The following is an 18674-nucleotide window of genomic DNA, read 5'->3' as shown; positions in this document are numbered from 1 at the left end:
ATCCAACTTTACCAACAGACCGAATTATTTCCCAAAAACAGCGTGTTATATCAAAAAAAACCTTGACTATCTTGCGGTTTGAATATACTTTTTGCGGCTGAACAATGTATTTATTGAGGAACAGGAAAAAGTGATGGGAACATACAGTCCGAAACAAGATGAACTGCAACGCGATTGGCTTCTGATAGACGCGGAAGACAAAGTGCTGGGCAGATTAGCGGCAAAAGTTTCGCACTTACTCATGGGAAAACATAAACCGAAATTCGCTTATCATATGGACGGCGGCGATTTCGTAGTAATCATCAACGCAGAGAAAATCAAAGTTACCGGCAATAAATATGAAACTAAAAAATATTACAGGCACACCGGTTACCCGGGTGGTATAAAAGAGACAATTTTAAAAGATATGATGGAATCGAATCCAGAACGTGTGATTGAGAAGGCTGTCAAGGGGATGCTGCCTCACACAAAACTCGGCAGGGCATTATTCAGGAAACTTAAAGTTTATGCCGGTTCGGACCATCCACACAGCGCGCAAGAACCAAAAGTGTTAGAAGTTTAGGAATTTATGGTAAAAAAAGAAAATTTTTACGGTACAGGTAGAAGAAAGAAAGCAATAGCAAGAGTTTGGTTAGTGTCGGGAAAAGGTGGATTCAGTATCAATAAGCGTGAAGTTGACGATTATTTTCCCAGAAAATCCCTTCAATACGTAATAAACCAGCCATTTGGCGCAATCGAAGCAGATTCCAAATACGATGTTATCGCCACCGTAAAAGGGGGCGGCTTGAGTTCGCAGGCAGGAGCAATCAGGCTCGGAATTTCAAGGGCATTACTGAAAATAGACGAGGAGCTTCGACCCGTTTTGAAGAAAGCAGGTTTTCTTACACGCGATTCTCGTATGGTTGAACGAAAGAAATATGGTCTTCGTGGGGCGCGAAGAGCATTTCAATTCTCTAAGAGATAAAATCAGAAGGTTCTATTGGACGAAATTAGTATACAACAGTTATTAGATACGGGCGCTCATTTTGGGCATCTGACAAGGAAATGGCATCCGAAGATGGAGCCATACATTTTTATGGAAAAAAATTCCATTCATTTGATCGACCTGAGCAAAACTAAATCCCAGATTGAAGAGGCTGTAAATATAATTAGCAATGCAGTTTCGGAAGGCGGGACCATCCTTTTCGTGGGTACCAAGAAACAGACTAAAGGTCTTATCCGTAAAGAGGCAGAACGGTGCGGAATGTATTACATCACCCATCGGTGGCTTGGCGGAACATTGACAAATTTCTCTACGATTCGTAAAAGCATTAAGAAATTAGAGAAGTTTGAGGAAGAAGGCGCCAAGATGTATGAAGGACTGACCAAAAAAGAAGTCCTGACACTCGAGCGGGAGCGCCTCAAACTTGATAATGTATTTAGCGGCATTAAAGCGATGAAACGCCTGCCCGATCTGATGGTGTTAGTTGACGGTAAACATGAAGATACTGCTATTAAAGAAGCGAGGAAATTAGATATACCTATAATAGGTCTTATTGATACCGATACAGACCCAACATTGATAGATCACGTGATACCTGCAAACGATGATTCTCTGAGAACTATTTCTCTGATAATTCAACGACTTGTTGACACCGTAGTCGCCTCCCTTGAGCTGCGAAGAGAAAAATTAGAGATTGAGAAAACCGAACCCGAAGCGGAGAAAGTATAAGAAATGGAAATAAGCGCTGAGCTAGTTAAACAGCTGCGTGATAAAACGGGGGCGGGTGTCCTTGACTGCCGCAACGCATTAAAAGAGGCAGACGGAGACATCGAAAAGGCATTCGATAACCTAAGAAAAATGGGGATTGCGAAGGCAGAATCAAAATCAAGCAGGGAAGCGAATGAAGGGGCAGTGCTTTCATACATTCATCCCGGAAATAAACTTGGTGTGATCGTAGAAATAAATTGTGAGACTGATTTTGTCGCAAGAACCGACGAATTTCTCAAATTGGCGAAAGAAGTATCGATGCAGATAGCAGCCTCAAATCCTATTGCAGTAACCCGGGACGAAATACCTGAAGAACTTGCCGAAAGAGAACGGGAAGTTCACGCGGGAAGTAAAGACCTTGAAGGCAAACCCGAGAATATGATAGACAAGATAATTGACGGTAAGATGGACAAGTGGTATAAGCAGGTATGTCTAATGGAGCAGGCTTATATAAAAGAGCCGAGCCAATCAATATCGGATATCATAAAAGCTTCCGTGGGAACGCTGGGCGAAAATATTACTATAAGCAGATTTAGCCGTTTTCAACTCGGAGATAATTCCAAAGCCTGAAAACATTTCCCATTATTAAATTAAATTCAGTTGATGCCGACTCAGATGTCGGCATTTTCTATTTTCAGCGTGATCTGTATTCCATAGGCGCGACAGTTTCGATTTTGCATTTAACTGCGCAAAGTTATATATTCAGTGAAATTGGAAACCGAATAGATGCCTGAATCCATATACAAGCGAGTGCTGCTAAAATTCAGCGGTGAAGTTCTCGCCGGAGATAAAGAATTCGGCATTGATTCGAATACGGTAAGAGAAATCGCATCAGAAATCGTTGAAGCGACATCTACAGGCGTTCAGATGGGGATAGTCATCGGAGGTGGAAACATCTTCAGGGGATTAAACGCAAAAGATTCTGAGATAGATCGGGCGACAGGCGACCAAATGGGTATGCTCGCCACTATCATTAATTCCCTGGCAATGCAGGACGCTCTTGAAAAAAAGGGGATAAAGACCCGCGCAATGACGGCTATTAAAATGGACGAAATCTCCGAACCGTATATCAGGCGCAGAGCTGTGAGGCACCTTGAGAGAGGGCGGGTAGTATTGTTCTCCGCAGGAACGGGCAGCCCTTATTTTACAACTGATACCGCCGCCGCTCTGCGGAGCATTGAAATCGGAGCGGAAATTCTTATCAAGGGAACAAAAGTTGATGGGGTTTATGACAGTGACCCGGAAAAGAACACAGACGCAAAGCTGATTCCCGAACTCAAATATATGGACATACTTGAGAAAAATCTCCGTGTAATGGATAGCACCGCGATCAGTCTCTGCATGGAAAATAATTTACCTATAAAAGTATATAATATGAAGACACCGGGAAATCTCATTAAATTACTTACCGGTGAAAATATTGGCTCAACAGTATCGGGAGTGAAAAATGATTGAGGATATTTACAAGGACACACAAGAAAGAATGCAAAAATCAGTGGATTCGACCAAGCATCATTTCTCCGCTGTGCGAACAGGCAGGGCATCAACGAGTCTTCTCGACCACATCACTGTTGACTATTACGGCACACCGACTCCTCTTGTCCAGTTAGCGGGAATAAGTATCCCTGAGCCGCGGCTCATCGCTATACAGCCTTACGATAAGTCCGCTATGGCGGACATCGAAAAGGCAATCGCAATGTCCGAGCTGGGACTGACTCCTACCAATGACGGGAATATGATTCGCATTCCGATTCCTGCGCTCACAGAAGAGCGGAGAATAGAATTGGTGAAGGTGATACATAAAATGTCGGAAGACGGCAGGGTGGCTATCCGTAACATCCGCAAAGATGCCAATCATCATATTGATATGCTGAAAGACGAGGGACATATTTCCGAGGATGATCTTAAAATAGCCCATGACAACATTCAGGATGACACGGATAAATATATCAAACTTGTTGATGAGACGGTGGTAGTAAAGGAAAAAGAGATAATGGAGGACTAATCGGTCTTCTTCACGGTCAGGCTAAATCCTGACTCGCTGCTTAATAATCAACCACCTCTTTATCCCCTCCTTAAAAAGGATGGGGAGTAAACCTCCTCCCTTGAGGGAGGTGTCACGAAGTGACGGAGGGTGTGATTCTGATATTATCTCGAAATCTCTCGATGTCGCAATATTGAGATTACCCGCCTGGCACTGGTCGGACAGGCTCGTCCGCCAAGTGGCGGACACTCCTCTCAAAGGGATAGGATTAAGTGGCGTTCAGGCTATAAATCCTGATCCACAAAAACCTTTCGTCATTGCGGGAAGTCGCCCTGCTCCTCTGAATGACAAGAGGGATGATTTTTTAAAGAACTTAGAAACTTACTTCAGATTTAATTCCCGGCCATACTCGAACATAAACTGCTGAACAACTCCGGCGTATTTCCCGAACCGTTGCCTTCCGAATTCAGACGCTTTTTTAGCGCTGATTGATTCATCCGCGCGATAATATTTTTTCAATACTTTCAGAATCCATGTATCCACAGGGAAACTCTCGCCGAAACCAAATGAGAAGAGCAGGACGCAATCAGCGACTTTTTCGCCAACACCCGGAAGTTCGCACAATTTTTTCTTTCCGTCTTCATAAGACATCAGTCTAATTGAAGATATGAATTCATTATCTTCAGCGATAATGATCGAGCTGTTCAGCACATAGGGAGCGCGGTAACCGAAACCTAATTTTTTGAATTCATCTTCAGAAGCCGCTGCTAACTTCTTTGCGGTGGGAAAATCATTGTATTCGCCGAACATATCTATCCGTTTTGTTCCGTATGAAGCGCAAAGCCGTTCAATATTGCCTTTTATACGCGGGATGTTACTTGCGGTGGAAAGGATGAAAGAGATTATAGTTTCCCACGGGTTTTGCGTCAGTACCCTTAAACCCGCATGAGCCTTCATTGCCTGGGAGAGAAAGGGATCATCACGGAAAGAATCGAAAATATCGGAATAGCGCCTGTCCAGATCGAAAAACTTTTTTATCTTGCTCTCGTTATTATCAACGGATGAAGTATCGTACTCAATGACCGAACCGTTTCCATCTTTCGACAGCTGATTGAGTTTATAACGATTCCCCTCAATTGAGCCGAGCCATGAACCGTCTTCGTTTTTCGTCCATCGGAATGATTGTCCGCTTGAGAGCGTTTTGTCTATATCAAGCTGTTCTTGAGTTTCCAGATTGAGCTTATTCGTATGAGAAATCGAAAGGTCGTCGCCAAGCGCGCTGCTTTGAATAGCCTGTGTGGAAATCACTTCAGCAGCGGTGTTTCATGAACACTTGGAATAGCCGCAATGCTTACAGACAATACAGCCGTTTTCATGTGTCATTGTGGAGCCGCACTCGATGCAAAGGGTATAGCTTTTCACTCTTGTTTCTGTTGTTTCTAATGTCTCGGCAGTTCCTTCCAAAAAAGTGAATCCGGAAGATTCTTCGTTCTGTTTATTTTTAGGGGACCGATCGGCTAAGTATTTCTCCAGAGCTTTACCGATTGCATCCGGCGTAGAGAGAATTACATCTCCGTCCTGCCAGACAGGAGAAGGCCCGCTTATTCCCTTTAGCTGTTTTACGACTTCGTGCGGATTTAGACCCGAACGAAGGGCGAGAGATATGAGCCTGCTGACGGCTTCCGATTGCGCCTGAGCATTCCCGCCTGCTTTGCCAATAGTAGTAAAGACTTCGCAAATCCCTCTATCATCTTCATTTATAGTGATGTAGAGGTTTCCTTCGCCTGTTCTTACTCTTTGTGTCACACCGGAGGTAAGCATCGGACGGTAGCGCGGATTTAGTTTCATTTCATTTTTTACGGCTTCAGTCTTTTTCTCTTTTTCGGTAATTAATATTCCTTCGCGGCTGCCTTCCCGATAAACTGTTATTCCTTTTAAGCCTGTTTTATACGCAGATATATAAATGTCGCTTATAGTTTCCACGGGGGTGTCCTCGGGAAGATTGACGGTTGAAGAAATGCTGCTGTCGGTGTATTTTTGAATTTGCCCCTGCATCTTCACTCTGAAAAACGGATCAATATCGTATGCAGTTACTACCCAATCAGGCAGATTTTCGTCCGTATCAAACAGTTGTTTTATGAGCGGATGAAAGACCTTGTATGTGCTGAAAGAATGACCGTCCTGATTCTTAACTCTGCGCTCGTAGCTGATCTGATAGATGGGTTCCACGCCCGAACTCGTTTCGGCTACGATTGAGCCTGTGCCGACGGGGGGAACGGTTATGAGAGTGCAATTGCGGATACCGCTTTCCTTGATTTTACTTTTGATAGAACGGGGGAGAGCTTTCACGAATTTACTTTTTGAATATCCTTCCCAATCAAATTGCGGATACGCTCCCTTTTCCTCGGCAAGATTTATGGACTCGAGATAAGCGGTGTCGCGTATGACTTTCATAATTTTATCAACCGTGTCCAACGCTTCTTCCGTGTCGTACTTGATACCCATTTTCACAAATGTATCACCCAATGCGGTGATCCCCAAACCTACACGCCTATCATTTCCAACGGCGGTTTTTATTTCTTCGAGAGCGTGGTTCGGATAATTATATGTGATGACATTATCGAGAAAGCGTGTGGAAATCGCCGTTATCTCTCTCAGCTCATTGTAATCGAATTCACCGTTTTCATCCACTAATGCCAGAAGGTTGATATTACCGAGATTGCAGGCGGTGAATTCCGGCAGAGGCTGCTCGCCGCACGGGTTGGTGCTCGAAAGAGGAGTGATGTATTCGTTATTATGATACTCACGCATCGTATCCCAGAATATGATTCCCGGTTCCGCGGAAGCGTGTGCGTTATTTATAATTTTATCCCACAATTCCTTTGCCCGGACTGTCCGGTAAACCTTTCCGCCCCACCTCAGCTCGAACTTTTCGTCGGCTGAAACAGCATCCATAAATTCGTTGGTGATAAGGACACTAATGTTCGCGTGCTGCACGATATTGCGAGACTTGTCATTTTTAATTGTGATGAAATTTTCTATGTCAGGATGATCAACACGGAGCGTAAGCATAAGCGCTCCGCGTCTTCCTGCTTGAGAAACCGTATTTGTGGACTCGCTGAACAAATTCATAAATGCGGTGATACCCGGAGAAGAATCCACTGTGGCATTGACTATTGCGCCTTGTGGACGTAGGGACGAAAGGTCTGTTCCAACACCGCCTCCTGTGCGGTAAACCATTGCCGAATCAAATAAACATTGATAAATGCCTTCTAAGCTGTCTTCCTTTATAGGAATTACATAGCAGTTGGAGAGAGTCGGTCGCCGGCGCGCGTCTTCCCGTCCTGCGGCGTGCATAACTCTGCCGCCGGGAATAAATTTGAAGTCTTTTAAGATCGAGAAGAATTTTTCATACCATTCCTGCTTGTTATCCTCAACCGAAGCGACAGACTTTGCGACTCTGTGCCATAAATGCAGCGGTCCTTTTTCGTTTGGAGCAAGATATTTTTTCACCAAGACGTCAGCGGCAAGATCGTTTTCGGGATAGTACGCTTTTGTTTCCATCGCCTCGGCGAGCTTGGAACCGCCATCTTCGCCGGAATAATACTTTTCTTTTAACAGCTGCAGTTCGCTCTCGGTCAGGAGATATTTATTTTTTGTTTCCCTGGATTTAAGAGGCAGGCTCTCTTTTTCTAATCCCTTTGAAACATCCGCCGGCGCTGTTTGTGAAGATGCTTTCGCCTGTTTGACGGGTGTTTCATTTTTCGTTGGTTCTTGAAATTCAATAGGGATATTTGAGTTCATTCTCGCTTCCTTCTTACTTGAGGTGATAACAGAGACGGACTCTGTTAAATTCTTTTTACTTCTTAACTATTCTTTTTTAATATATATGCGGCGTTATACGCCTGCCCACCGGAAAATCAATATATAAAAGCCGAAGAACGCAGTCAAGAAAAAAATACTATATATAGTGGTATTTGTTAACATTTTACATCATTTTGTGTGGATAATATGTTCTTAACTTGTTCATAACTATTCAAAAGTACGATTATTTTCGATAACTATTTGGTTTCTACCTCTCCGCATATATATTTCAATTGTCAGCTTTTAATGATTGCGGCTGTAGCTCAGTTGGTAGAGCGTCAGCTTCCCAAGCTGGATGTCGCGAGTTCGACCCTCGTCAGCCGCTCAAAAATTATGAATAAAAATAGACTAAACAGCTGCATTTCAATGCTCCCGCTTTTTGCGGTTTTTTTCTTGTTTACCGGTTGTTCGGATGACGGGTTGTTGGGCAACGGAGAAACCGAAGAGTTTTTAGAGATAATTTATCCCGCTCACGGCTTCAATGTCTCCGGCGAGGTGAGCATTCGTCTGAATATAAATTCTAATTCGTCGGTGGATATGACCAACTATCAGATAGCCGGCGTTTTGGATACGACCCTACAGGGGAAGGTCGAGACTCTTCCGTTAAATTTTTCTGATTCCACTCTTTTCAAAGACGGAACTTTTTACTCACTTATCGTATCGTGGTGGAATGATGAATCTTTTTACACTGACAGTCTGCTGTTCAAAGTCGATATGCTGACCATAAAAAGAATTACGAGTAATAAAGGGAATACGGAATTGTTCAATACGGTGCCGACCTACACTTCGGACTCGCTTAGAGTTATTGTGCAAAGTCTGCGGAACGGAAATATGGAACTTTTTTCCATAGACAATAGCGCTCTGATTGATACGTTTGCAAGCAATGCGCTGAATCTCTCCAACAATCCGAAATCTGATATAATGCCGTCATATTGGTCTGCGATGAACAGTGTCCTATACGCCTCTAACGATTCAGGCTCGTTTCAGCTTCGCCTGCTGAACCTTGATACTGACGAGCTGACGGTGCTGACTGAAGACTCAACTGCCGAGGCGTTTTTCCCTACGGGAAGCAACAACGGAGAATTTATATTTTATGAACGTGAAAAAGATGGAGTAACCGACATTTGGAATCTCAGGATAGAAGATCTCCAGGCGTCGCCATTGTTATTTCGAGAGGGCTCCGACGGTCATCCGTCAATCTCTCCCGATAACAGCCGGGTGGTTTTTCATTCAGATATTGACGGCAGCTTCGACCTGTGGGTGAAAGATGTTGGCAGCGGAGAGCCTCTGAAACTTGTTGATTGGAGCTCGGCCGAGAAAAATCCCGTTTGGTCTCCCGATGGAAATTATATTGCGTTTACTTCTGACAGAGCAGGAAATGATGATTTATGGCTTTTGAGAGTTTCGGACTCTTTCACAATTCAAATGACGAGTCATCCTTCGGATGAAGACTACGCCGCCTTTCATCCAACGAAAAACGAACTGCTGTTCACCGCTTTCCGGAATAACAATCAGGACATTTACCGGTTAGAGAAAATAGATAAGTTTTACTGAGTTGACCTGTGAAGAATTTCTATGCGAGTCAGGATTTATCCGCCTGAGCTATGCGTTTTATCGGAGTACATCAACTGTGTTGATGCCGCATTGACACAGTCAATGCACTCCAAAAAAAACATTTTATCCTCCACCAACGTGAGTGCCCTGACCGTTTATTAAAAGAAGCACGTCATTCTGAGCGCCTGCCCGACTGATGTCAGGCTGGTAGCGAAAGAATCTCAAGTCTGTCCACTGAGGTAATTTCTGAGATTCCTTCGTCGCATCCCTCGCCGATGGCGGGGTTCGCTCCTCTGAATGACGAAAAAGATGTGCGGTCAGGGCAAGCCCTGACTCGGACGAAGTTAATCTTTAGTCACTGCGTTTCCTGAATGACAATAGTGTTACTGATAAATCTCACCTTAAAGTCTTGCCTTTGTATGACCCTTAGTTAAATTTACAGCACGACGGGACCATCTAATTTATGATACGATTATTACATCTTGCCGACCTCCATTTGGGAGCAAAGTTCAATTGGCTCGGCAGCAAAGGGAAAACCCGGCGAAAGGATTTGTCAGACTCTTTCAGCCGCGCCGTCGAGTTTGCCCTTTCAAACAAGAATAAGATTGATGCTGTCATTATATCAGGAGACATATTCGACAGTCACGTCCCCCCAAACGATGATCTGGAACTGTTTAGAGCGCAAATAAACCGGTTGAAAAAGAGTAAGATTCATTGCGTTATCATACCCGGAAATCACGACGGTTATGAGTACGCGGATTCGGTTTGGCGGGATAGCCTGCCGTGGGCGCATCTGCTTAAAGAGCCGGCTGTGGGCGAACCTCTAACGATTTCGCTGAACGGAACGGATTGCCATTTCTACGGATTCGCATTCGATTCCCAGCTAAGCAAACCGCCCTTCGATGAGTTCAAACGAAAAGATGCAGACGGGTTCCATATCGCACTGCTTCACGGTTCGCTTGTTGACGGCAGTCAGTTCGAAATGCACAACAGAAACGTTCCGTTAGACAGGAAAAAGCTCTCTTTGTCGGGTATGGATTATATCGCATTGGGGCATTATCACAATTTTCAGGAAGTAGATGCTAATGGAGTCAAGATAGTTTATCCCGGAACTTTGGAAGGTTTGCGATTCGGCGAGGACGGAGAGAGGCAGCTCTTAGTGGTGGAATTATCTGAAAAAGGAATAAGTCTCAAAAAGGAATCGTTCAATAAACGCACTCTATTTTCTGAGGAGCTGAACCTGAATGGAACGGAAGATGCCGCTTCGGCAATTCGGGGGAAATTGAGCGAACTTGCCTCTGAAGATAATCTTTTGAAGCTGAAGCTTACAGGAACGACAGGCGCGCTTCCCGACAGCTCGGCGCTTAAAACAGCGTATGAAGATCAATTTTTTCATCTCGAAGTGAAGGACGAAATTTCAATTATCGGCAGTGAAGGGATAAAGTTGGTTATGAAAGAGAAAACCGTCAGGGGTGCGTTTGTCACAAAGCTTATGGACGGTATCAATGACCTTGATGAACGTGAGATAAAAGTACGTGAACTCGCTCTACGTAAGGGCTTAGAGAGTCTCGGCGGGATAGGCTGATATGCGATTCAGACGGCTTGAACTACGTAAGTATGGACGATTTGACGCTGAAGTCGAAGTGGAATTTAGCGATTCCGGTATTGATGTCATAATCGGGGCGAACGAAACAGGAAAGTCCACCATAATGGATGGAATTCTCACCGTGATTTTCGGTCTGTCGAAAACAACGGAAAAAGAAATGCGTGTACCGTGGAGCAAGGCGGAAAGCGGAACCGGAAGTTTGGATATTGAGCAAAACGGGTCGTTCTCTATTCGGCGGGAAATTGGAAGTCAATTTACTACGCTGACTAAAAATTCAGATGAACTTCCGTTAGAGCTGTTCAAAGGGGACGCCAAGCCCGGCGGCACGAAAGAATCGTCGCAGTATTTTAAGAAACTTAACGAAAATCTGAGTCTGACGAGCAGAGAAGTTCTTGAGTCGCTGACCTTTATAAATCAAAATGCGGTTGAAACGAAAATTGATGGAAAGATACGGGAAGTTATCTCGGGAATCGGTTCCGGCGATTATCTGAAGGCAAATAAAAAACTGAAAGAAGAAGCGGAATCATTGACCAAAAACGTATCGTGGGCAAAAAGAGAAAGGCAAGATCGAAAGCTTGAAAAATTAGAGAATAAACTTATGGAAATAAAACAGGAATTGGATTCAGCGCTCACTGCCCGTGAGGTCGGCGGCGACAAAGAAGAGGAGCTGAAAGAACTGAAAAGTAAGTCAAATAAGCTGGAAAAAATCCTCAAAAAAGAAGAAGAAAAACTCGCCGATTTTGGGAAATATATTGAGTCATTGAAGGAGCATGACAGGGCGGTGGAACGGGAAGAAAAACTCGCCGAAGAGCTGATAACCATCAAGAAACAGGAACTGAAATTAGAAGAAAATGAGGCTCTGCAAAATCTTGATATAGCTCTTAGTATAAGGAAGAAAGGCGGTAGAGTTAAAGAAGAACTTTCGCAATATAAAACTGACGAGGAGAGAAAAGCGGAGCTTTCGGAGAAAGTCGAAAACCTAAGAAGCGAGTCAGGAATTTCGGCTCCGAAAACGATTCCGGGTGTCTGGAAAACAGCCGCCGTTCTAACAACCTGTACCTTGAGTTTCATCTTAGCCTGGCTCTCAACAAACTCCGTTCAAATGTCTTCGCTGGTCGCCGTATTTTTCGGTACAATAGTATTCATCATAGTTGACCGGTGGCGCTTCAAATCTGCTGACGAACATTCGGCGCGGATAACTATACGGCTGGAAGAGCTGGAAAATCTCGAGCAGAGCAGCAGTGAGATAAAAGAGAAATACGCGCCTCTATTGGAAAAATATGGAATTGACGTCCTTCTAAAAGAATTTACGGATATGAAAGATCGAGAAAAAGAATCTGATTTGATTCGCGAAATACTGGGCGAAAGGAAGAGTTCTGAAGATCTAAAAAAAGAATCGAAAAAACTTCTTCAATCTATTCGAATGAGAGTCGCCGAAATGGACGAGATGGAGCAGAAGAACTCCGAACTTCTGAAAGCCGACAGAAAATTGGCTGAGTGCAAGGCTTTGGAAGCCGAGCAAAAAACAAAAGTTATCCTGCTGTCGGAAGAAAAGGAATCGCTGAAAGAAACGAGCCACAGCATTGATACAGAACTTGCGGAACGCCGCGGCAGAGGAGTGGGAAATGTTGATCTTCTCGGCAGGGAAGCGGCGGAGCTTGAGGAGCAGATAGAAGAAACGCGGCTGGAAGCGGATGCGTTGAAGTTGGCGGTGAGCACGCTGAACGAGGCTGTTGAGGAGTTTCAGGAAACTCATCACGGACGGCTCAGTGAGCGGATTTCGGATTGGTTCAACAGGTTTACTGAAGAAAGGTATAGCAGTGTGGAGCTCGATGATAATTGGGCGCCGCAGATACGTACAAAAGAGGGGAGGACTGTAGAAATTGATGTTTTGAGCACAGGGGCGAGGGACCAGCTCTATTTTGCTATGCGGCTCGCGCTGGCTGAATTGATGTCGCAGGAAGTTTCGCTCCCTATAGTTCTTGATGACCCGTTTGTTCATTACGACAGTGAACGGCTTAAAATTTCAAAGAAGATTCTAACAGAGATCAGCAAGGAACATCAGGTGATTCTTTTCAGCCACTCTCCCGAGTATAAAAAATGGGGGAACGTTGTGCTTGATCTGGACAGCTATTGGAAAGCGCGCAATTGAGCGGACGAGGGGAAATTCGTGCGCCTCGTGGCAAGGAGCTAACCTGTAAGGGATGGCATCAGGAAGCCGCTATGCGGATGCTTATGAACAACCTCGACCCGGAAGTCGCCGAGAAACCGCAGGAGCTCATCGTTTACGGCGGAACGGGAAAGGCAGCCCGAAACTGGGAGGCGTATGACGCTATAATCCGAACGCTTAAGGAACTCGAGAACGACGAGACGATGCTGATTCAGTCCGGCAAACCTGTGGGTGTATTCAGGACTCACGAATACGCGCCGCGGGTTATCATAAGTAATTCAATGCTTGTTCCCAATTGGGCTAACTGGGAACATTTTCGCGAATTGGAAGAGCGCGGACTGATGATGTACGGACAGATGACGGCGGGTTCGTGGATATATATCGGAACTCAGGGGATATTGCAGGGGACTTACGAGACTTTGGCGGAAGTGGCGAAACGGCGCTTCGGAGGAAGCCTGAAAGGAACCATAACTCTAACGGGCGGATTGGGTGGTATGGGCGGAGCTCAGCCGCTTGCGGTAACGATGAATGAGGGCGTTGCGGTCATTGCCGAGGTTGAGCGTGAGCGGATTCAGCGGCGTCTCGATTCCGGCTATCTGGATATGATGACCGAAGACTCCGCTGAGGGAATAGAGATCGCTCTCAAGGCAAAAGAAAAGGGAGAAGCGAAATCCATCGGGATTTTGGCAAACGCTTCCGACCTCTGCAAGAATTTTATTGAGCGGGAGATCACTCCCGATATTCTCACTGACCAGACCTCCGCTCATGACGAACTTAACGGATATGTTCCGTCCGGGATGACTTACAAGGATGCGCTGAGCCTCAGGAAAAGCAATCCGAAAAAATATATCGAAGCGTCTTATGATACAATGGCGGAACACGTGAGAGCGATGCTCGAACTTCAGCAGCGCGGAGCTGTGACGTTCGATTACGGTAACAATATTAGAGGTCAGGCGAAATCGGCGGGCGTGGAAAACGCATTTGATTTTCCCGGATTTGTGCCGGAATATATTCGGCCGCTTTTTTGCGAGGGAAAAGGACCGTTCAGATGGGTTGCGCTTTCCGGCGACCCAAAGGATATTGAAGTTACAGATAATATTGTCCTGAAACTATTCCCGGAGGACGAAAGATTGGCGAGATGGATTAGACTTGCTGGAGAAAAAGTGAAACAGCAGGGACTTCCTGCGCGTATTTGCTGGCTCGGCTACGGCGACAGGGCGAAGTTCGGCGCCGCTATAAACGATGCGGTTGCGTCCGGTGAGATTTCCGCTCCTATTGTCATAGGGCGTGACCATCTCGACTGCGGTTCTGTGGCATCCCCCAACAGGGAGACAGAAAATATGAAAGACGGTTCCGACGCGGTGGCTGACTGGCCGATTCTGAACGGACTGCTCAATGCGGTCTCAGGAGCAAGCTGGGTTTCTGTCCATCACGGCGGTGGAGTGGGGATGGGATTGGCTATCCACGCGGGAATGGTGATCGTTGCCGACGGCACTCCCGAAATGGCGAAACGGATTGAGCGGGTTCTCACAAACGACCCCGGGATCGGAGTCGCCCGGCATTTTGATGCGGGTTACGATATAGCGGTGGAATTAGCGGACAGGAAAGGCATCAAGATTCCTATGGGAAATTGAGTGCGGATGAAGGAATCTCAGAACTTGAAAGACAGGATAGCTTTGAGATTGCCACATCAGTCTAACGACTGATTCGCAATGACGGATATGAAAGTGCGGGTTAGGGGGCTTGCCTGTCCCGCCAAAGGCGGTGGCCCTGACTGCACAAAAAACTCCTCCCTTGAGGGAGGTGAGTTTATCCCGATTTATCGGGAGTGGGTGTGATTGTAAAGCAGATTCAGGTTCTTTCCTGTTACGATGTATCACAAACCCCCCGCCTGACATCAGTCGGGCAGGCTCGTCCGTCAACTGACGGGCACTCCCCTCCTTAAAAGGAGGGGAGAGAATAAGAATATGAAACGAATTATTCACAGAGCCAACACGGGAAAATATCCCGAAAATACGTTGGAAGCGTTGGAAGATGCCGTTCAAGCGGACGCTGACGCTATTGAGATAGACGTGCGGCTCTCATCCGACGGAGTGCCGATTGTCATCCACGACAGTCGGCTGCATAAGCTTACAGGCCGATGGGATAGAGTGGAATACCTGACAGCGGCTGAACTGAAAACACTGAAAGTCAGTTCTAAGAATGCGGAAAAAGAAGGGAAAATACCGACTCTTGCGGATGCGATAGAGATAATCAATGACAAAAAAGAGATTATTATCGACCTGAAACCGGGCGTAACTCAGAAAATAGTGGAATCTGTCACGAATGATTTGCACCGGTGCAAGCCGCACGAATCAATCGTTCTCTCCTCTTTCGACCCGAAAATATTAGGCGGATTCAACAAAGGCTCTCACGGATTTCACACTGCGTACATTTTCGAGTCGATCTATCGCCGGTTTTCAATCGCAAGGGCGGAAACAAATAACGGTGAATTTCAGCAATGGCATCCTAACTTTTCAAGGCTTAACTCACGACTGATGTCAATGGCAAAAGATGAGAAGAAAAAAGTAATGACGTGGGATGTGAATAGTCAAACCGAAATGGAGAAGTGCATCGCGTTGGGAGTGGACGGAATCATCACCGATGAGATAGGTTTACTGAACACCGTCTTGGGAGAAAAATGAGCGATCTTCTGATTAAGAATATCGGGGAACTGCTCACTGTTGATGAAAACGGTTCCCTTGAAACCCGGAATGAAATGGAAGTTCTAATTTCTGATGGGAAAATAATATCAGTAGGGGAAAAAGGAACGGCTGATTCCAGCGGAGAAATCGAAGTAGTGGACGCTAAGGGATCTCTCGTTACGGCAGGACTTATTGACCCGCACACGCATCTGATTTTTTACGGCACCCGCGAGGATGAATTCCTGATGCGGAACAGCGGCGTGCCGTATATGGAGATAGCCGAAGCAGGCGGCGGAATCCGAAAAAGCGTCCGAATGCTACGGGAAGCGGACGAGGATATGCTTGTGGAGGCCGCTCTGCCGCATTTGAAAACAATGTTGGAACACGGCACCACAACTGTCGAGGCTAAAAGCGGTTACGGGCTATCCTTAAAGGATGAATTGAAGAGTTTGCGGGCCATTAAACGACTGAACGAGATGCAACCTGTCAGCATAGTCGCCACCTTTTTAGGAGCGCACGAAATACCGGATGAATATAGAGACAACCGGGAAAAATACATCGAAATCATTATCAACGAGATGATTCCGGCGGTGGCTGAGGAGCGGCTTGCGGAGTTCTGCGATGTGTTCGCGGAGGAGGGAGTTTTCACAATCGGAGAGTCCGAAATTATATTGAGAGCGGCTGCCGATGCGGGACTCGGACTCAAACTGCACGCTGAGGAATTCGAGCCGATAGGAGGAGCGCAGCTTGCGGGAAGATTGAGCGCTGTTTCTGCCGACCACCTCGTTGCTATAGACGATGAGGGAATCGAAAGTTTGAAATCAGCCGGCGTTACGCCTGTCCTGCTGCCCGGCACGACATTCTTTCTCGGTTCGGATGTTTACGCTCCCGCCCGGAAAATGATTGAAAAAGGACTGAAGCCTGCCCTTGCTACCGATTTCAATCCCGGCTCGTCTATGACGGAATCACTTCAGATTATCTTGACGATTGCCTGCCTGAAACTCAAATTGACGCCGTTGGAAGCTTTTGAGGGAGTCACGCTGAACGCCGCAAAAGCTTTGAACCGGAGCGCTTCTATCGGCTCGGTGGCAGCGGGAATGAACGGCGATATAGTCATCTGGAACGCTCAAAACCATAAACAGGTGCCGTATCATTATGGTATCAATAATGTCGGGAGTGTTATTATTGGAGGTAGCGTTGTTTATTAATAAAAAAACATTCTATATAATATCGATGTTTATAATGATAGTATCACTGCTATCATGCTCTCAAAAAAAATTTACAGAAGTAAATCGAATAATGCGAGTGTGGCAGAGCGAGGGGTATTTATCCTTCACAACTTCGGATTTAGAAGGAAATCCTATAGAGAATTCAAGAGTTTATGCGGGGATTTTAGGGCATCCTCGGGTCGCATTTACTGACATTTCGGGGAAGGCAATACACAAATCATATCCTGACTATCGCATAAAATATACGGTAACTCATCCAAAATACGATTATATAAAAAAATTTGACTCACTTTGGGTACAAACTGGAGATACTCTGTTCTTAAATGTTAAAATTGATACATCCAAGAAAATGCCGCTACTGTTGTCAACAACAGAAATTTCAAAAATTGCTGATAATTTTGGAATTGATTCGGCTCTTGCCATACTACCCATATCAGTTTATGCCTTATCATACATAGATACATCTTTAGCGCTTAAACTGTCTAAAAAATGGCTAGAAAAATCCAGATTAAATTTTAAAATTATGGATTACACAATATGGAGTGTCTTAAGAATTTTTAAAGATGAAGAATTAGGTGAAATCATTCTTGATAATTTCAAAGACATGCATATCCCTGGTAGCATTTCCGAATACCAAACAACAAAAAGAAAATCCATAGCTGATTGGGGTCACTTAGATAAGCTACTTAAAATTCTTTTTTTCCAAAAACCAGAAGGAATGGAAGCAATTTTGCAAGATAAGTTCGACCGATGGGATAGGCTAGCCTCACAATTTTATAATATAAAATCCAATAATTCTAGAAAGGATAAGGATAATTATTATTCTCATGAGAGAATAAGAGTGTATTCCATGCGTATTGGATTAACTCTCGAAATGATTGATAGTACAATGTTTGACAAGACATACCTCGATAATATTAATAGAGAGTTGGATAGTGTTAGCCGGATAAAACGTGAACCTTTTAAATCCGATATGTTGCGCATTGAAATCCTAAGATATAAAAAGATTGAGAGAATCTTGCCGTACGAAATCAATTCAATGGATGATGTTGTTGGATATGATCCGAATAGCTTGCTTGATCAATATTACGATGGCATTCTTTACCCTATCGTATATAATGAAAATAAGGGTGTTTTCAAAAGGGATTTTGGCTACCAAGGAAGTATCGAATTTATAGAATTATTGGATGGAATTCTTATGAAGTATTATACAATTAGAAGCTGGATAGCTTAGGCTCAGTTACGGTCGGAATGAGCGGCGATCTGGTCATCTGGAACGCTCAGAACCATAAGCAGGTGCCGTATCACTATGGTATTAATAATGTGACTTCCGTTATTAAGACGGGGAAAACGGTCTATTCTTTCTGATCCTCTTTAAAAGAGGATAAAAGTTCACTATCTGTTCACTATTTTCTTGACACGCCGGATTTTGCTCTGTAAGTTAAGGTGAACAAAAAGCGTTAATAGGCGGAAGCCGGGATTGCCCGTCTGACATATGTCGGGCAATGACGGAAATTTTTAGATTGTTTGGATAGACGAGGAATGACAGAAATTAGTGCGGTCAGGGCAAGCCCTAACCCGCACAATAAGAGATGAATAACAGAAGATAGACAAATAAAGTGGCGGTTAGGGCTTGCCCTGACGTCACAACACCTCCTCCATTGAGGGGAGAGAATAGAATCCCCTCCTTTTTAAGGAGGGGATAAAGGGGTGGTTGTCATATTGGAGCGGTCAGTCCGTCAGCCGACGGATAACCCGCACACTGAGAGTCGAAACGGATACTAAAACGTGCCGGTTGGGGTCTTGCCCTGACGTCATAACACCTCCTCCATT

General features: G+C 45.0%; 15 protein-coding genes and 1 tRNA gene. 14 read left to right on the top strand and 2 right to left on the bottom strand.

Features of this window, described 5'->3' with window-relative positions; genetic code table 11:
• The first annotated feature begins 133 nt into the window (after nt 1-133).
• From rplM to frr, 6 genes are all read left to right on the top strand, one after another.
• Nucleotides 134-562, top strand: coding sequence for a 50S ribosomal protein L13 (rplM, locus tag IIB39_07055; GenBank protein ID MCH8928455.1), 429 nt, complete (start codon nt 134-136; stop codon nt 560-562).
• A gap of 6 nt (nt 563-568) precedes the next feature.
• On the top strand, nt 569-964 hold the full coding sequence (gene rpsI, locus IIB39_07050) for a 30S ribosomal protein S9 (protein ID MCH8928454.1): 396 nt from the start codon (nt 569-571) through the stop codon (nt 962-964).
• A 15-nt stretch (nt 965-979) separates the two neighbouring features.
• A complete protein-coding gene (rpsB, locus tag IIB39_07045) occupies nt 980-1711 on the top strand; it encodes a 30S ribosomal protein S2 (GenBank protein MCH8928453.1) in 732 nt (243 codons plus the stop codon).
• Nucleotides 1712-1714: 3 nt separating this feature from the next.
• A complete protein-coding gene (gene tsf / locus IIB39_07040) occupies nt 1715-2320 on the top strand; it encodes a translation elongation factor Ts (protein MCH8928452.1) in 606 nt (201 codons plus the stop codon).
• Nucleotides 2321-2476: 156 nt separating this feature from the next.
• Nucleotides 2477-3205, top strand: a complete 729-nt coding sequence (locus IIB39_07035) for a UMP kinase (protein ID MCH8928451.1) — start codon at nt 2477-2479, stop codon at nt 3203-3205.
• Nucleotides 3198-3755: a ribosome recycling factor gene (gene frr, locus IIB39_07030; protein MCH8928450.1), complete on the top strand. Its 558-nt coding sequence runs from the start codon at nt 3198-3200 to the stop codon at nt 3753-3755. Before IIB39_07035 ends, frr begins: the two co-directional genes overlap by 8 nt.
• 360 nt (nt 3756-4115) lie before the next feature.
• Here frr and IIB39_07025 read toward each other — a convergent pair whose 3' ends face one another.
• Nucleotides 4116-5042, bottom strand: a complete 927-nt coding sequence (locus tag IIB39_07025) for a hypothetical protein (GenBank protein ID MCH8928449.1) — start codon at nt 5040-5042, stop codon at nt 4116-4118.
• Between the two features lie 15 nt (nt 5043-5057).
• Entirely contained in the window at nt 5058-7538 is a 2481-nt protein-coding gene (locus IIB39_07020) for an adenosylcobalamin-dependent ribonucleoside-diphosphate reductase (GenBank protein ID MCH8928448.1), read from the bottom strand.
• A 312-nt stretch (nt 7539-7850) separates the two neighbouring features.
• Between IIB39_07020 and IIB39_07015 the strand changes: the two genes are divergently transcribed.
• The 8 genes from IIB39_07015 to IIB39_06980 all read left to right on the top strand — a co-directional run bounded on the left by IIB39_07015 (nt 7851) and on the right by IIB39_06980 (nt 18075).
• A tRNA-Gly gene (locus tag IIB39_07015) sits at nt 7851-7923 on the top strand.
• Nucleotides 7924-7931: 8 nt separating this feature from the next.
• Complete coding sequence (locus tag IIB39_07010; GenBank protein MCH8928447.1) at nt 7932-9152, top strand: PD40 domain-containing protein; 1221 nt, start codon at nt 7932-7934, stop codon at nt 9150-9152.
• A gap of 463 nt (nt 9153-9615) precedes the next feature.
• Complete coding sequence (locus IIB39_07005; protein MCH8928446.1) at nt 9616-10737, top strand: DNA repair exonuclease; 1122 nt, start codon at nt 9616-9618, stop codon at nt 10735-10737.
• A 1-nt stretch (nt 10738) separates the two neighbouring features.
• A complete protein-coding gene (locus IIB39_07000) occupies nt 10739-12910 on the top strand; it encodes an AAA family ATPase (protein ID MCH8928445.1) in 2172 nt (723 codons plus the stop codon).
• Nucleotides 12907-14562 carry a urocanate hydratase gene (hutU, locus tag IIB39_06995; GenBank protein MCH8928444.1) on the top strand — a complete coding sequence of 552 codons (1656 nt, stop codon included), beginning with the start codon at nt 12907-12909 and terminating at the stop codon, nt 14560-14562. The genes IIB39_07000 and hutU overlap by 4 nt, the downstream gene beginning before the upstream one ends.
• 333 nt (nt 14563-14895) lie before the next feature.
• Nucleotides 14896-15612 carry a glycerophosphodiester phosphodiesterase gene (locus tag IIB39_06990; GenBank protein ID MCH8928443.1) on the top strand — a complete coding sequence of 239 codons (717 nt, stop codon included), beginning with the start codon at nt 14896-14898 and terminating at the stop codon, nt 15610-15612.
• Entirely contained in the window at nt 15609-16820 is a 1212-nt protein-coding gene (locus IIB39_06985) for an imidazolonepropionase (GenBank protein MCH8928442.1), read from the top strand. Before IIB39_06990 ends, IIB39_06985 begins: the two co-directional genes overlap by 4 nt.
• A gap of 34 nt (nt 16821-16854) precedes the next feature.
• On the top strand, nt 16855-18075 hold the full coding sequence (locus IIB39_06980) for a hypothetical protein (protein ID MCH8928441.1): 1221 nt from the start codon (nt 16855-16857) through the stop codon (nt 18073-18075).
• The last annotated feature ends 599 nt before the right edge of the window (nt 18076-18674 follow it).

It is taken from the genome of Candidatus Neomarinimicrobiota bacterium, from assembly GCA_022573815.1.
Lineage (GTDB): Bacteria > Fidelibacterota > SORT01 > SORT01 > SORT01 > JACZTG01.
This window is presented reverse-complemented; position numbering and strand designations above follow the sequence as displayed.

Bases quoted from the DNA above. Each gene is read 5' to 3' on its own strand.
- tsf (MCH8928452.1), top strand. From the start codon at position 1,715: ATGGAAATAAGCGCTGAGCTAGTTAAACAGCTGCGTGATAAAACGGGG.
- IIB39_06990 (MCH8928443.1), top strand. From the start codon at position 14,896: ATGAAACGAATTATTCACAGAGCCAACACGGGAAAATATCCCGAAAAT.
- rplM (MCH8928455.1), top strand. From the start codon at position 134: ATGGGAACATACAGTCCGAAACAAGATGAACTGCAACGCGATTGGCTT.
- frr (MCH8928450.1), top strand. From the start codon at position 3,198: ATGATTGAGGATATTTACAAGGACACACAAGAAAGAATGCAAAAATCA.
- IIB39_07020 (MCH8928448.1), bottom strand. From the start codon at position 7,538: ATGAACTCAAATATCCCTATTGAATTTCAAGAACCAACGAAAAATGAA.
- rpsI (MCH8928454.1), top strand. From the start codon at position 569: ATGGTAAAAAAAGAAAATTTTTACGGTACAGGTAGAAGAAAGAAAGCA.
- IIB39_06980 (MCH8928441.1), top strand. From the start codon at position 16,855: ATGATAGTATCACTGCTATCATGCTCTCAAAAAAAATTTACAGAAGTA.
- IIB39_07010 (MCH8928447.1), top strand. From the start codon at position 7,932: ATGAATAAAAATAGACTAAACAGCTGCATTTCAATGCTCCCGCTTTTT.
- IIB39_07005 (MCH8928446.1), top strand. From the start codon at position 9,616: ATGATACGATTATTACATCTTGCCGACCTCCATTTGGGAGCAAAGTTC.
- IIB39_06985 (MCH8928442.1), top strand. From the start codon at position 15,609: ATGAGCGATCTTCTGATTAAGAATATCGGGGAACTGCTCACTGTTGAT.
- IIB39_07000 (MCH8928445.1), top strand. From the start codon at position 10,739: ATGCGATTCAGACGGCTTGAACTACGTAAGTATGGACGATTTGACGCT.
- IIB39_07035 (MCH8928451.1), top strand. From the start codon at position 2,477: ATGCCTGAATCCATATACAAGCGAGTGCTGCTAAAATTCAGCGGTGAA.